Source organism: Mycobacterium sp. KBS0706, from assembly GCF_005938675.2.
Lineage (GTDB): Bacteria > Pseudomonadota > Alphaproteobacteria > DSM-16000 > Inquilinaceae > Inquilinus.
Genome location: NZ_VCCH02000035.1, coordinates 64,016 through 78,388 on the forward strand (window position 1 = coordinate 64,016; position 14,373 = coordinate 78,388).

Annotated in this window: 12 protein-coding genes; 4 read left to right on the forward strand and 8 right to left on the reverse strand. The window is 71.5% G+C overall.

All coding sequences use genetic code 11. From position 1 onward, the window contains the following. Positions 1-140: 140 nt before the first annotated feature. Positions 141-1,385 (forward strand): cyclopropane-fatty-acyl-phospholipid synthase family protein, encoded by a 1,245-nt coding sequence (locus tag FFK22_RS19885; protein ID WP_138889548.1) that lies wholly within the window; start codon positions 141-143, stop codon positions 1,383-1,385. Between the two features lie 45 nt (positions 1,386-1,430). Here FFK22_RS19885 and FFK22_RS19890 read toward each other — a convergent pair whose 3' ends face one another. Beyond that, complete coding sequence (locus FFK22_RS19890) at positions 1,431-2,615, reverse strand: MFS transporter (RefSeq protein ID WP_138889547.1); 1,185 nt, start codon at positions 2,613-2,615, stop codon at positions 1,431-1,433. Positions 2,616-2,726: 111 nt separating this feature from the next. Beyond that, the gene (locus FFK22_RS19895; RefSeq protein ID WP_138889546.1) at positions 2,727-3,890 is read right to left on the reverse strand and encodes a GSCFA domain-containing protein; all 1,164 of its coding nucleotides are present in this window, start codon (positions 3,888-3,890) and stop codon (positions 2,727-2,729) included. 174 nt (positions 3,891-4,064) lie between these two features. Between FFK22_RS19895 and FFK22_RS19900 the strand changes: the two genes are divergently transcribed. Continuing rightward, positions 4,065-4,958 (forward strand): LysR family transcriptional regulator, encoded by an 894-nt coding sequence (locus tag FFK22_RS19900; RefSeq protein WP_186002554.1) that lies wholly within the window; start codon positions 4,065-4,067, stop codon positions 4,956-4,958. Positions 4,959-4,961: 3 nt separating this feature from the next. Here the strand turns inward: FFK22_RS19900 and FFK22_RS19905 are convergent, their stop codons facing one another. The 5 genes from FFK22_RS19905 to FFK22_RS19925 all read right to left on the reverse strand — a co-directional run bounded on the left by FFK22_RS19905 (position 4,962) and on the right by FFK22_RS19925 (position 10,423). Then, positions 4,962-5,498 (reverse strand): GNAT family N-acetyltransferase, encoded by a 537-nt coding sequence (locus FFK22_RS19905; protein WP_138889545.1) that lies wholly within the window; start codon positions 5,496-5,498, stop codon positions 4,962-4,964. Then, complete coding sequence (locus tag FFK22_RS19910; protein ID WP_138889544.1) at positions 5,488-5,832, reverse strand: hypothetical protein; 345 nt, start codon at positions 5,830-5,832, stop codon at positions 5,488-5,490. Before FFK22_RS19910 ends, FFK22_RS19905 begins: the two co-directional genes overlap by 11 nt. After that, a complete protein-coding gene (locus tag FFK22_RS19915) occupies positions 5,829-6,479 on the reverse strand; it encodes a glutathione S-transferase family protein (protein ID WP_138889543.1) in 651 nt (216 codons plus the stop codon). The genes FFK22_RS19910 and FFK22_RS19915 overlap by 4 nt, the downstream gene beginning before the upstream one ends. Before the next feature lie 68 nt (positions 6,480-6,547). Further along, positions 6,548-7,099: a methylated-DNA--[protein]-cysteine S-methyltransferase gene (locus tag FFK22_RS19920; protein WP_138889542.1), complete on the reverse strand. Its 552-nt coding sequence runs from the start codon at positions 7,097-7,099 to the stop codon at positions 6,548-6,550. 63 nt (positions 7,100-7,162) lie between these two features. Continuing rightward, a complete protein-coding gene (locus FFK22_RS19925; RefSeq protein ID WP_138889541.1) occupies positions 7,163-10,423 on the reverse strand; it encodes a cellobiose phosphorylase in 3,261 nt (1,086 codons plus the stop codon). Between the two features lie 135 nt (positions 10,424-10,558). Between FFK22_RS19925 and FFK22_RS19930 the strand changes: the two genes are divergently transcribed. After that, on the forward strand, positions 10,559-11,290 hold the full coding sequence (locus FFK22_RS19930) for an SIMPL domain-containing protein (protein ID WP_138889540.1): 732 nt from the start codon (positions 10,559-10,561) through the stop codon (positions 11,288-11,290). A 168-nt stretch (positions 11,291-11,458) separates the two neighbouring features. Here the strand turns inward: FFK22_RS19930 and FFK22_RS19935 are convergent, their stop codons facing one another. Continuing rightward, positions 11,459-11,941, reverse strand: a complete 483-nt coding sequence (locus FFK22_RS19935) for a lytic transglycosylase domain-containing protein (protein ID WP_221938717.1) — start codon at positions 11,939-11,941, stop codon at positions 11,459-11,461. A gap of 119 nt (positions 11,942-12,060) precedes the next feature. Between FFK22_RS19935 and FFK22_RS19940 the strand changes: the two genes are divergently transcribed. Then, positions 12,061-14,133, forward strand: a complete 2,073-nt coding sequence (locus FFK22_RS19940; RefSeq protein ID WP_138889539.1) for a 3-hydroxyacyl-CoA dehydrogenase NAD-binding domain-containing protein — start codon at positions 12,061-12,063, stop codon at positions 14,131-14,133. Positions 14,134-14,373 lie beyond the last annotated feature (240 nt).

The window sequence follows — 14,373 nt, forward strand, 5'->3', positions numbered from 1 at the left end:
AAGGGTACACAAATGTTCCCAGGCATGATCCAACTTTGCCCTTGGACAGGGAATCGCCCCGGCCTCCGGATCGCCCGCCATGCCCGCACGGGCTGCGTTCGACCCGCGCCAGGCGGCGACGAACGAGAGATTTGGGCAGGATGTTCATCGCACTTCTGAAATCCATCGTCCGGGATGGCAGCCTGCGGGTGATCGACGCCGCCGGCCGGGTCCACATGATCGGCGACGCCTCGCCGCCCCGGGCCGTGATCCGGCTGAAATCGCCGCGCCTGGCCTATACCCTGGCGCTGAATCCGGGCCTGGCGCTGGGCGAGGCCTATATGGACGGCCAGCTGACCGTCGAGGAGGGTTCGCTCTACGACTTCCTGGCGCTGGTGGCGCGGAACTTCAAGGTCGACCGCCATGGCTGGCTGGCGCTGATCGAGCGGGTGACCCGCGGGCTGAAGCAGTACAACCCGGTCGGCAAGGCGCAGCAGAACGTCGCCCATCACTACGACCTGTCGGCCGAGCTGTACGACCTGTTCCTCGACGCCGACCGCCAGTATTCCTGCGCCTATTTCGCCACCCCCCAGGACAGCCTGGAGACGGCGCAGCTGAACAAGAAGCGGCACATCGCCGCCAAGCTGCTGTTCGACAAGCCGGGGCTGAAGACGCTGGACATCGGCTGCGGCTGGGGCGGGCTCGGCCTGTACCTGGCGCGCGAGACCGGAGCCGACGTCACCGGCGTCACCCTGAGCACCGAGCAGCACAAGCTCAGCACGGCCCGGGCCGCCGCGGCCGGGCTGGCCGACCGGGCGAAGTTCCACCTGCGCGACTACCGCCAGGAAGCCGGGCCCTATCAGCGCATCGTCTCGGTCGGCATGTTCGAGCATGTCGGCAAGCGCAACTACGCCGAGTTCTTCGCCAAGCTGGACAGCCTGCTGGCCGATGACGGCGTCGCGCTGATCCACTCGATCGGCTATTCCGACATGCCGGGCCCGATCAACCCGTTCATCCGCAAGTACATCTTCCCGGGCGCCGACCTGCCGACGTTGTCGGAGCTGGCGACGATGGCGGAACGCCACGGCCTCACCATCACCGATGTCGAGGTCCTGCGCATCCACTACGCCGAGACGCTGCGGCATTGGCGCGAGCGCTTCATGGCCCGTCGGGCCGATGCGGCGAAGCTCTACGACGAGCGCTTCTGCCGGATGTGGGAGTTCTACCTGGCGCTGTGCGAGGTCGGCTTCCGCTACCGCACCACAGTGATCTTCCAGCTGCAATTCGCCAAGCGCATCGACACCGTGCCGATCACCCGCGATTACATGGTTGAGCGCGAGCGACAGATGGCGCTGACCGACACCGGCGACAGTATCGTGCCGCAGCCGAGCCGGGCCACGGCGTGAGACGAAAGCGGCCCGCCGGGGTGACCGGCGGGCCGTTTTGCCTGATCAGGACGCGCAATCCGCCGCGGGGACCAGGGCCGGGGCGCGGCGGTCGAGCCGCAGGCTGACCATGGCCACCGCGACGCCGACCAGGGGCACCAGCGCCGCCACCCAGGGCACCGCGCCGAGGCCGGGCCCGTGCTCGATCACCTGGCCGCCGAGCCAGGCGCCCAGAGCATTGCCGAGGTTGAAGGCGGCGATGTTGAAGCTGGAGGCAAGGCTCTGGCCGGCACCTTCCGCCTTCTCCATCACCCACATCTGCAAGGGCGCGACGGTGGCGAAGCCGGCGGCGCCGAGCAGGCCGACGAAGATCACGGTCAGCACGATGCTGTGCACGGCGAAGGTCATCAGCCCCAGCACCACGGCCAGGACCAGCATGCTGCCCAGCACCGTCGGCACCAGCCAGCGGTCGGCGAATCTGCCGCCCAGCAGGTTGCCGACCACCAGGCCGCCGCCGAACACCAGCAGGATCGGCGACACCGCCTGCTCCGACACGCCGGTGATCTGCGTCAGGATCGGCGCGATATAGGTGAAGACGGCGAAGACGGCGGCGAAGCCCAGCACGGTGGTCAAGAGGCCCAGCAGCACCGGCCGGCGCGCCAGCACCTTCAGGTCCTGCCGCCAGTCCGACTGCTCGGCCGGCGCCTCGTCCCTGGGCACGGCGACGGCGATCACGGCCAGCGCGGCGAGGCCGACCGCGGTCACCGCCCAGAAGGTGGCGCGCCAGCCGAAGCCCTGGCCCAGCCAGGTGCCGAAGGGCACGCCCAGGATGTTGGCGACGGTCAGGCCGGTGAACATGATGGCGATGGCCGAGGCGCGCTTCTGCGCCGGCACCAGGCCGGTGGCGACCACCGAGCCGACGCCGAAGAAGGTGCCGTGGGCGAAGGCGGTCAGCACCCGCGCCGCCATCAGCGTCGTGTAGTCGGGCGCCACCGCGCAGGCCAGGTTGCCGAGGGTGAAGATCACCATCAGCCCCAGCAGCACGGACTTCCGCGGCATCCGGCCGGTCAGGGTGGTAAGGATCGGCGCGCCGGCGACGACGCCGAGCGCATAGCCGCTGATCAGCAGGCCGGCGATGGAGATCGAGACACCGAGGTCGGTCCCGACCTCCATCAGCAGGCCCATGATCACGAATTCGGTGAGGCCGATGCCGAAGGCACCGACCGCGAGGGCATAGAGGGCAACGGGCATGACGGCCACCTTGCGATGAAAGCTCACCGCTAGATGGCCGCCGCACCCGGCTTGGACTATCCTTCGGAGAAGCCAATCAATTGTGACATGGCTTCCAAGATGCCGAAGACCCTACTCCGCCGCGATCGCCGTGCCCGCGCCCGCACGGCGCGCCGCGATGCGCTGCTGGCGCCGCTCCTCGCGGATCTTCGCCCGCTCCAGCTCGCGCTGCCGCTTGATCGCCGCCACCCGCGCCGCCTTGCGCTCATCCGCCGTCTCGGCCTCGTGCAGCGCCACCGCGCCATGGCCGAGCTGGCCGATCAGCCGGTCCTGCCGCTGGGCGTAGCGGAACGAGGCCAGCAGTGCCTCGTCGTCCATCTCGGTCCGGCAGTAGTAGCGCTCGAACACCTTCATGTTGAAGTCGAGCACATGCGAATAGACGTGCCGCCGGTCGTCCCGCCACTGGTGGCTGAAGCCGTGCATGACGATGTCGTAGCTCGGGAAATAGAACAGTTTCGGGTCGTTCGGCGCGTTGCGGCGGAAGAACTCGTCCATCGCCGAGCGCAGGATCGCCTTCGACACCGCATTGGCCGACAGGCAGGTGACCGGCCGGAAGGTCGCGGTCAGCGGGATCGGCGACACCGTGAACAGCACCGCCGCATCCGGCCGGAAGGCCCGGATCAGCGCGTGGATCGCCTGCAGGTTCTCCAGATTCTCGGCATGGCTGGTGACCCGGAACTTGTGCCGCGCCGGATCGTATTTGTCCTTCGGCACCGCCCGCCAGAACACCTCGCCGGTCGGCTCGTCGTACCACACCTCGGACAGGCCGAGGGTGATGACGAACAGCTCGGCCTCGTCGAACAGCGCCTTGGTGCGCAGCCGCACCGCCTCGTCATAGCCGAACTGGGCGGCGTCGTAGCCGTGCCACAGCTCGGCCTGCGGCGTCTTGCCCAGCCAGGCCCATTCGAATTGCTGGCGGATGGCGAAGGTGTTGACCATGCCGTCGCCCATGTTCGAGACATAGGCGAGGTTGTCGCGCTTGGTCAGGATGTTGAAGCCGGCCTTGTGCAGGTAGCGGCTGATGTTGTCGGCGAAGCACGAGCCGAAGGCGACGATCGGCGTGTCCTTGGTCACGAACCGCTCCGCCGGCATCCAGCCCTTGGCGAAGTAGTCGGAGACGACGCTGTTGCGCTCGAGCGACGTGTCGCTCGGGTAGAAGTTCGTCGTCTCGCCGCGGAAGAACGTCGCGCTGGCCTTGCGCTGCACGCCGTCCTGCTCGATCAGGATTCTGGACATGGGGGATCCCTTCCATTGAGCGGCCCAGTCGCACGGGCCGGCAGCACCTCGAAACCAGTTTTGATGCACCGCAGCATGACAGCACGTGGTGTCCGAATCCACCCTCGACGGCTGAAATCTTGAATCTGAAGATTTCGTAGCACCAAACCGCAGCACCCCAGCGGAGAACCGCCAATGGACATCAACCGTTCCGGTGAAATGGAAGTCTTCGTGCGGGTGGTGGAGGAAGGCAGCTTCTCCGCCGCCGCCCGCCGCCTCGGCCTGACGCCGTCGGCCGTCGCCAAGCTGATCGGCCGGCTCGAGGACCGGCTGGGGGTGCGCCTCCTGGCCCGGTCCACCCGCAGCCTGCGGCCGACACCCGAGGGCGACCTGTTCTACGAGCAGGCCAGCCGCATCCTGGCCGACATCGCCGAGGCCGAGGCCGGCGTCTCCGGCTCCTCGGCGCCGCGCGGGCGGCTCAGGATCAGCGCCTCGATCCCGTTCGGTACGCATTGCGTGGTGCCGCTGCTGCCGGAGTTCCGCGCCCGCTTCCCGGCGGTGACGCTGGATGTCAGCCTGACCGACGAGGTGGTCGACATCCTGGCCGAGCGCACCGACATCGCCATCCGCCACGGGCCGCTGCGCGACAGCGGCCTGCAGGCCCGCAGGCTGGGCGTCAGCCGACGGATCCTGATCGCCGCGCCCTCCTATCTCGAGCGGCGCGGCATGCCGCGGACCCCGGCCGACCTGGCCGGCCACGACTGCCTGACCTTCAATTACCGGCGCAGCTTCACCGACTGGGTTCTGGGCGGACCGGACGGCCCGAAGCCGATGCAGGTGACCGGGCCGCTGGTGGTCAACAACGGCGAGACGCTGCGCCAGGCGGTGCTGGCCGGGATGGGGATCGGCCGCACCGCCCGGTACCATGTCGGGCACGACCTCGCCGCCGGCCGGCTGATCGAGCTGCTGCCGGAGCATGACCCGCACGAGGTGGAGGAGATCCACGCCGTGTTCCTGGGCCGCGGCACCATGCCGGCCCGGGTGCGCGCCTTCATCGACTTCCTGGTCGAGCGGCTGCGGTTCGAGTAGGCGCTACCCCCTCCCCGCCAGCGCCGTCAGGTCGTCCCAGGCGTAGAGCAGGTTGGGCGAGCGCCAGAGTGGGCCGGGATCGGTGTAGGCGCCGGCGCGGCGACCGCCCTGGGCCTCGTAGAAGGCGATCGCCGGGTCGTTGCCGACCACGACGCCGAGGCCGAGCGCGGCATAGCCCTGGTCGGCCAGCGCCGACGCCAGGGCGGCGAGCAGGCGGCGGCCGATGCCGCGGCGGGCGAAATCGCGGCCGACATAGAGGTACTTCACCTCGCCCCGGTCGCCGAAGGCAGGGTCGCCGGGCGGCCCGGCCAAGCCGAAGCCAGCCAGCGCGCCGTCGATCTCGGCGACGAGGGCGGTCTGTGCCGGATCGGCCAGGGTCGCCTCCCAGCGGGCCTGGCGGCGCGCCACGTCGAGCGCGGCCGCGGCCTCGGGCGGCGCCAGGTCGCGATAGGTGTCGCGCCAGACCGCGACATGCAGCGCGGCGATGGCAGGCGCATCGGCCGCGACGGCGGGGCGCAGCCGGACGGATTCAGTAAGGATCGCTGGCCTCCAGGATTTCCTGCCCCATCAGCACGCAGTCGCCGGGGATCTGGGCGTAGAGGAAATGCATGCGGTACTGCGCCTTGTAGATGAAGCCCCAGACCTCCAGCACGTCGAAGCGGCCCTCGCCCCGCAGCGCCTTGACCGTGCCCACCGGCTTGATGGCCTCGTCGACCGTCATGTCGGCCGTGTCGTCGTCGAAATGGAACGCCAGCAGCTTGCGGGCATGCTCGACCGCGTCGCCGGCGCAGGGATGCGGCGTCTGCGCCTGGGCGGGGCCGGCGAGCAGCGCGGCGGCGACCGCCGCGGCGGCGGCGATGGACCGGATCGTCATGCCGCGCTCTGCGCCGCGTCCCGGGCCTGGGCCCGCTGCACCGCCGGGCGGGCGGCCAGCGTGGCGAGATAGGCCGCCAGCGTCGGGTTCTCCGGCAGCTTGCCCCAGCCCTGCAGCCATTGCAGCAGCGACCCTATCAGCACGTCGGCGGCGCTGAACCGGGCGCCGAGCAGATAGGGCCCGCCGGCCTGCAGCGCCGTCTCGACCCGCCGCAGCGCTTCGGGGAAGGGGCACCAGCCGAGGGTGCTGGCCGGCGGCTCCTCCCGGCGCGGGAACACCGAATCGGACAGCGCCGGCTCGAGCACCGAGGGGCAGTAGCCGATCCAGCTGGCATAGGCGGCGCGCTCACGCGAGCCGACCGGCGGCGCCAGCCCGGCCTCGGGCAGGACGTCGGCGACATAGGCGCAGATCGCGGCGCTCTCGGTCACCACCGCCGGCGGCGACCAGTCGCCCGCCGGGCCGCGGTCGATCAGCGTCGGCACCTTGCCGGCCGGGTTGATGGCGAGATAGGCGGGGTCCTTGTGCGTCGCCTTGGCGAAATCGTGCTGGGCGACCTCGAACGGTACCCCCGTCTCCTCCATCAGCCACAGGATGCGGCTGGAACGGGAGCGCGGCGCATGGTGCAGGATGAAGCGCGGCGTGGTCATGGTCCTCCCCCGAGGAACGTCGTCGTGGCGGCAGTGAACCACAGGTGAGGACTGTGAAGCGAGAGGGCTCAGACCGCCAGCACCAGCGCTGGCGGCCTCGCCCCTTCCAGCTCCAGCAGCGCCGCCTTGCGGTGCAGGCCGCCGCCATAGGCGGTCAGTGTGCCGTCGCTGCCGACCAGGCGGTGGCAGGGCACCACCACCGAGATCGGGTTGGCGCCGTTGGCGGCGCCGACGGCGCGGGCCGCCTGCGGCCGGTCGAGGCGCTGCGCCAGGTCGCGATAGGTCAGGGCGGTGCCGCAGGGGATGTCGCAGAGCGCCGCCCAGACCCGGCGCTGGAACGGCGTGCCGAAGGGCGCCATCGGCAGGTCGAACACCCGGCGCCGGCCGGCGAAGTATTCGGCCAGCTGGTCCGCGACCGGGCGGATGGCCTCGGGGTCGGCCGGCCCCGTCTGCAGCCCTTCCCGCGCCAGGCGCCGCTGGCTGAAGGTCGGCGTGCCGTCGGACCCCTCGAAATCGAGGCCGACCAGGGCGCCGGCGGCATCCACCAGGACCAGCATCGGGCCCAGCGGCGTGTCGATCCGGCCGGCAGTGATCGGAGGGACGGGATCGGCGAAGGTCATCCCGGCATCAGGCCCCGGAGGTGCCGGTGCCGGCAATCTGAATCTTGCGGCCGCTCCGCCCGATCAAACCCGACCGAAGCGCCTTCGCTCACCGCCCCGCACCAGCTCCACCGCCAGATCCGCATGGGCGGAGGGCAGCAGCGGATCGGTGAACCGCTCGCCGAAGCTGCGGCGCAGGCCGAAGACGTGGCACAGCATCAGGTTGGTGGTCAGGCCGGGCCCGCTGGAATAGACCCGCCAGCCGCCATCGGTGGCGATCGCCCCCTGCTTCACCAGGGCCCAGTCGGCGCCGGCCGCATAGCGGTCGGCGAAGGCGGCGTCGCTGGAGCTGAAATAGGCGTTGCGCTGGCGCGGCGTCGCGTTCGGCACCACCTCGGTCGACGCCACCGGACTGGCCTGCAAGAGGATCCGCCACACCGCGTCGGCCTCGCCATGCGCCGCCATCGCCTCGCCGGCCCGGAGATGGGCGTGGGTGTACATCAGCCCGATCTCGCGGCCGAAGAAGGCGGCGGATTCGGCCCGGCGGAACAGGGTCTCCACCCCGCCATGGTAGGTCACCGGCCGGTCCATCAGCCGGATGCCGTCGGGGAAGGTCAGGTGCTCGAGGATCAGGCCGAGATGGCGCTCGACCGCCTCGCCCGCGAACAGCCCGGCGATCAGCGCCCGCTTCATCGGCAGCAGCGAATAGTGCAGGCCGGTGCGGGTGTCGTCCGGATGCAGCAGCAGCTCGGCCACGGTGCCGTCGGGGTTGAACACGGCATAGCCGGCCAGCACCCCGTCGCGCACCAGGTGGCGCTGCAGGTCCCAATGCATCGACCCGGCCAGGGCCTCGATCTCTCGCGCCTTGGCCGACCGGCCGGCATGGTCCAGCACCCCGGCCCAGCGGCCGAGCTGCTGGATCAGGAGGGCGACGGTCCAGGCGCTGACCATCCAGTCGCGCAGATGCGGGTCGACCGGCTGCAGCGAATCGTTCCAGTCGCCTTCGCCGTAGCGCAGCAGCCGCGTGCCGGGGATGAACCGCTCCTGCACCACCGCGACGATGCGGTCGATATGGGCCGAGACCGGGTCGCGGCGCTCGGTGCGGGTGAAATCCTGCTCGTTGCGCCAGGCCACCGGCTCGTCCAGGAAGGCCATGTCGCCCGTGGCCTCGACGTAGTCGCACAGCGCCTTCAGCGGCCAGACGATGACGTCGCCATGGGCGTGCCGGTCCTGGATCGGCGCGTAGGGCTCGAGCATGAACCATTGCGGCCAGTCGCCCCGGCCCTCGTATTGCTGGGCGAAGACGGTGCGCAGCACCTGCTTCGCCGCGGCGTCGTGCTCCAGCGCCAGCAGGAACTCCAGCGCGCCCTGGCAGACGTCGCGGGTGCCCCAGGCGCCGCCGGTGTACTGCTCCAGCCCGTGCGGCACGGTCAGGTGGATCATCGCGTCATGCGCCAGCCAGGGGAAGGCGGCGTCCAGCGCCGCGCCCTCGGACCCGCCGCCGGTGACCCGCAGGCCGCGCGTCGCCTCCGCCCAATGGGCGTTGGCCGAGCCCAGCATCTCGTCGAAGGACACGCCGGCGGCGTAGCGGTCGGCCAAAGCGGCAGCCGCAGTGGGATCGGTCAGCGACCCGGTGACGGCGAAGCCGAAGCCGGCGACCGCGCCGGTGCGCAGCGCGATGTACCCGCCGCCGCGTCCCTGCCCGTCGGCATAGAGCAACTCGTCACCGCCGATCGCCTCGATCGCCTCGGGGGTCGGGGTCACCAGGTGGTAGATCGAGTCGGGGTAGCGCTGGCCCCACAGCCAGTCCGGGTCGGGGCGGAAGGCGATGCGCTTGGCCGTCGCGTCGATCGACACCCGCCCGGCCTGCTCCAGCTCGCGCTCGCCGAGCACGAGATGGCCGAGGACGAGGAAGCGGCACGGCGCGCCCGCCACCTCCACCCGCCACTGCATCGCCGTATCGGCGCCGGAGACGGCGGCGCGGACGGTCACGGTGCGGCCGCCGAAGCGGTAGATCCAGCGGGCCTCCGCCAGCCCCATCTCGAAGGCCGAGGGCACCGACAGCAGGCGCCAGCCCTCGCCCGCATCCACCAGGATGCGCAGGCCGGAGGCGCGGGTGATGTTGTAGGGGTCGCGCGAGACCGAGAACAGCTTGTGGAACGAGGTGTTGCCGACCGTCAGCTGGGCGGCGAAGACGCCATGAGCCCAGACCGTGGCGCAGAGCAGATCGTCGGTCGGCAGCAGCGCCGCGCCGGAGCGCAGCAGCGCGCCGTGGCGGCGGCGCAGGTCGCGCTCCTTGGCCCGCAGCACGATGTGGCGGTTCAGGTCGCCCTCATCGACGAAGAAGGATTGCAGCGCCCCGTCGCGCCGCTCCTCCAGCCGCCGGGCCGGCCACAGGCGATCCAGCGCAGCGGCGTCGAGATCCTCGGCCACCAGCGGCGGCGCATCCTGCAGCAGGCCGCGCACCGGGGTTTCCAGCGCCACCTCGGCCGGGCGGAAGGCTTCGGCGGCCTGCAGCGCCTGCTCCACCACCGCAAGGTCGCCATCGTCCGATGCCGCCTTGTGGTCGGGCACGAACAGGCCGAAGAAGCTCCAGCCCGCCTTGGCGCCGGGCGCCAGCGCCGCGGGGGCCGAGGCGATGGCCGGGCAGGCGACCTCATGCTGCAGCCGCTCGCTCGGCAGCTCGCCGGTCACCTCGGCCCGGTCGCGGAAGCCGGGGCCGAAGCTCTGCGCCGCATCGGTTGCGAAGCCGGCCGCGCCCTCCAGGCAGCCATGCGCCACCCAGGGAAACCGGCCGCCCTGGGCCAGGGCCTGGCGGCTCATCACCACCGGGCCCAGCTTGGGATGCCGGGCGACATGGTGGTCGGTGTATTGCGAGCCATAGGCTTCGTTGTTCATCAGGAAGCCGCGGCTGCCGAGGCCGATATCCTGCAGCAGCGCCGCCGACACCTCGGCCGCCGCCGCGCCCGTGTTCTCGACCTCGACCCGCCACAGCCAGAGATCCGACTCCGGCGCCAGCCACAGCGTGACGCGATGCGCCACGCCCTCGGCCTCGCCGGCCCAGACGAACCGGTCGGGCCCGGTGCCGGCCTGCAGCCGCGCCGCGGGCCCAACCGCCTCGACCACCCGGCCGCCGCCGAGCCGCAGCAGCAGCCGGCCGATGCCGCCGGCGATCGGCGACCCCAGCACCTGGTTGACCAGCACCGGGTCGCTCTTCTCATCCGCCCGGTGCGACAGGGCGAACAGCGCGCCGTTCGGCAGCAGGGCGGCGGCGAGGCCGGTGCGGTTGGCGATCCGGCGCAGCCCGAGATCGGCATCGCGCGGCAGGATGAAGTCGGCCGTCATTTGTTGTTTCCTCCGTCCAGGTTCCCCTTCTACCCCGGCCCGGAGCCGATGCCTATGGGACCCGATACCTGCCTTGTCATCGTCGCAATTCGCCCCTCTACTCCGCCGCAACCACAACCCATCCGGGAAACGACCATGAACCGCTTCCGCTCCAGCCTGCTCGCCGCCGCCCTGCTGGCCGCCGCCGCCGCGCCGGCCACCATTGCCGCGACGGCGCCGGCCCTTGCGGCCGAGGCTGTCGCCCAGACTCTGTCCCTGACCGGCGAAGGCAGCGCCAGCGCCGCGCCCGACCAGGCCAGCATCACCAGTGGCGTCACCAGCGAGGGCCAGACCGCGCGCGAGGCGGTGGACGCCAACAGCAAGGCGATGGCCGCGCTGATCGATGCCTTCAAGAAGACCGGCATCCAGGCCGCCGACCTGCAGACCAGCGGCTTCTCGGTGCAGCCGCGCTACGCCGCCCCGAAGGAAGGCTCGGGCGAGGCGCCGAAGATCGACGGCTACGAGGTGCGCAACCAGGTGACCGTGCGCGTGCGCGACCTGACCAAGCTGGGCGCCGTGCTGGACACCGCGGTCGCCACCGGCTCGAACCAGATCGACGGCGTCGGCTTCGGCCTGGCCGACCCGGCGCCGGTGCTGGACAAGGCGCGCGAGGCGGCGGTGGCCGACGCCAGGCGCAAGGCCGAGCTGATCGCCAAGGCCGCAGGGGTGAAGCTGGGCCGCATCCTGGCGATCGCCGAGCCGGGCGCCGAGCCCCCGCGCCCGATGATGGCCGGCTATGCCATGGCCAAATCCGCCCCCGTCCCGGTCGAGGCCGGCGAGAGCGAGTTCACCGCGCGGGTGACCGTGACCTGGGAGATCGCGCAGTAAGCACGACCGATCGAGGCCGGAGCCCCCCTCACCCTCCCGGCCCCAACGGGCTGGGCCCCTCCCTCTCCCCAAGGAGAGGGAAACGTCACCTCTCCCCGGGGAGAGGTCGAAATCGCGCAGCGATTTCGGGTGAGGGGGTTGGCACCGGCCGATCCGCTCGACCCGCGGTCACTGCCCCTGAATGACGTGGATCGCCTCGTACACTCGGCGGACCTGGTCGGCGTAGGGGCGGCCGGCCGCCAGGTTCTCCGGACCGGCATTGTAGGCGGCGACGGCGGACCAGATGTCGGTCCCGCCGGTGGCGGCGCGCATCTCGCGCAGGATCTCGCCGCCGACCAGCAGGCAGACGCAGCGGTCCGCCAGCAGCGCCTCGCGGGTGACGCCGAGCGCCGCCAGCCGGGGATAATGCACCGAGTTGATCTGCATCATGCAGACATCCTCGCTGCCGTTGCCGTTGGCCGCGTTCACCGCCTCCTGCCGCCAGCGCGTCTCGACATAGGACATCGCCAGGATCAGCTCGGTCGGCACCCCGGCCTGCAGCGCGGCGCGGGCCATGCAGTCGCCGGCCGAGGCCGGCCCCGGCAGCAGCAGGGCCAGCGCCATCAGCGCCGCCTTCCGTCCGATCTTGGTTTTCCCGTCATGCCGAGCCATGGGCCCCGCCTGCTGCGCCGAGGAACAGGATGCGAAGCCTATACCATCCGGCTTGCGGATCAATGACATCGCCTATACCGAAGGTCGTGCTGATGTGATCCGCCGAATGGGGAAGATCGATGGAGAAGGTGCGTTACGCGGTCGAGGACGGCGTCGCCGTCGTCACCATCGCCAGCCCGCCGGTGAACGCGCTGGACGCCGGAATCCGCGCCGGACTGGCCGAGGCGGTGCGCCGCGCCGATGCCGACCCGGCGGTGCGCGCCATCGTCATCGCCGCCGAGGGCCGCACCTTCATCGCCGGCGCCGATATCAGCGAGTTCGGCAAGCCGCCGGCGCCGCCATCCCTGCCCGAGGTCATCGACACCCTCGATTCGGTCGGCAAGCCGATCGTCGCCGCGATTGGCGGGGCGGCGCTGGGCGGCGGGCTGGAGGTAGCGCTGGGCTGCCACGCCCGCATCGCCGGCCCGGCGGCGAAGCTGGGCCTGCCCGAGGTCAAGCTGGGGCTGATCCCCGGCGCCGGCGGCACCCAGCGGCTGCCGCGGCTGATCGGCGCCGCCCCGGCCTTCAAGCTGATGGCCGACGGCGCCCCCGTCTCCGCCGCCGAGGCGCTGCGGCTCGGCATCGTCGACTCTGTGGCCGAGGGCGACCTGCTGGCGGCGGCCAAGGCCAAGGCGCTGGAGCTCGCCGGCACGATCCGACGGACCCGCGACCTCGACCGGCAGCTGGCGCCGGGCGGCCGCGAGGCTTTCGAGCAGGCGGCCGCCGAGGCGCTGAAGCGCAGCCCGGACCTGCCGAACATCGCCGCTTTGGCCGAATCGGTGCGCGCCAGCTTCACCGAACCGTTCGAGGCCGGGCAGGCGCTGGAGCGCGCCCGGTTCGTCGCATTGGTCGCCGACGACCGGTCCAAGGCCCTGCGCTACGCCTTCTTCGCCGAACGCGAGACCGCCCGCGTGCCGGGGCTGGCGAAGGACCTGGTGCTGCGGCCGATCCGCCGGGCCGCGGTGATCGGCGCCGGCACCATGGGCGCCGGCATCGCCATGTGCTTCGCCAATGCCGGCATTCCGGTGACCGTGATCGAGACCGGCGGGGAGCTGCTGGCCCGCGGCCTGGACCGCATCGCCGGCACTTATGCCGCCTCGGTCAAGCGCGGCAGCCTGTCGGCGGAGGACGAGGCCCACCGCCTGGCGCTGGTGACCGGCAAGGTCGGGCTGGAGGCCGCGGCCGACGCCGACGTCGTGGTCGAGGCCGCCTTCGAGGACATGGACCTGAAGCACCAGATCTTCGGCACGCTGGACCGGGTGGCCAGGCCCGGCGCGATCCTGGCCACCAACACCTCCTATCTCGACGTCGATGCGATCGCCGCCGCGACCGGCCGCCCCGGCGACGTGCTGGGGCTGCACTTCTTCAGCCCGGCCAATGTCATGCGCCTCTTGGAGGTGGTGCGCGGCAAGGCGACCGCGCCGGAGGTGCTGGCGACGGCTCTCGACCTCGGCAAGCGGCTGGGCAAGGTGCCGGTGGTGGTCGGGGTCTGCCGCGGTTTCGTCGGCAACCGCATGCTGGCCCGCCGCACCCAGGAGGCCGAGCGGCTGCTGATCGAGGGCGCGCTGCCGCATGAGGTCGACGCCGCCCTGACCGGCTTCGGCTTCCGCATGGGGCCCTTTGCCGTCAGCGACCTGGCCGGGCTGGACATCGCCTGGCGCAACCGCAAGTCGCTGGGCCAGGCGGCGCCGGTGGCCGACGCGCTGTGCGAGGCCGGGCGCCTGGGCCAGAAGGCCGGCCGCGGCTACTACCTCTATCCCGAAGGCGCCCGCAGCGGCGTGCGCGACCCGGAGGTGGAGGCGCTGCTGCAGCAGGTCTCGGCCCGGCTGGGCGTCACCCGCCGCCCGATCCCGGCCGAGGAGATCGTCGAGCGGCTGGTCTATCCGATGGTCAATGAGGGCGCCCGAATCCTGGAGGAGGGCATCGCCGCCCGCCCCGGCGACATCGACGCGATCTGGATCAACGGCTATGGCTGGCCGGCCTGGCGCGGCGGCCCGATGTTCTACGCCGATCAGGTCGGGCTGAACACCGTGGCGGCCCGGCTGGAGGCCTTCGCCGCTCGCGGTGAGCCGGCTTTGGCCCCGGCGCCGCTGCTGCGCCGCCTGGCAGAGTCGGGCCAGGGCTTCGCCGATTGGACCGCGCCGGCGCGGTGAGCCGCGTCTCGCAGGGATGGCGTCGCCTTCTCGCCGCGATGGTTGTGGGTTGCCTCTCCCGTTTACGGGAGAGGCCGGGCGTCCGAAGGACGACCGGGTGAGGGCGGGTCCCGGCCTCGACAAAACCCCCTCACCCGGAGGCGCAAGCGCCTCCGACCTCTCCCGCAAGCGGGAGAGGCAAAAGAGCATTCAGGTTTCGGTGGTTAGGTTCGCGGCGAGCGAACCCAATTCCCATCCCCA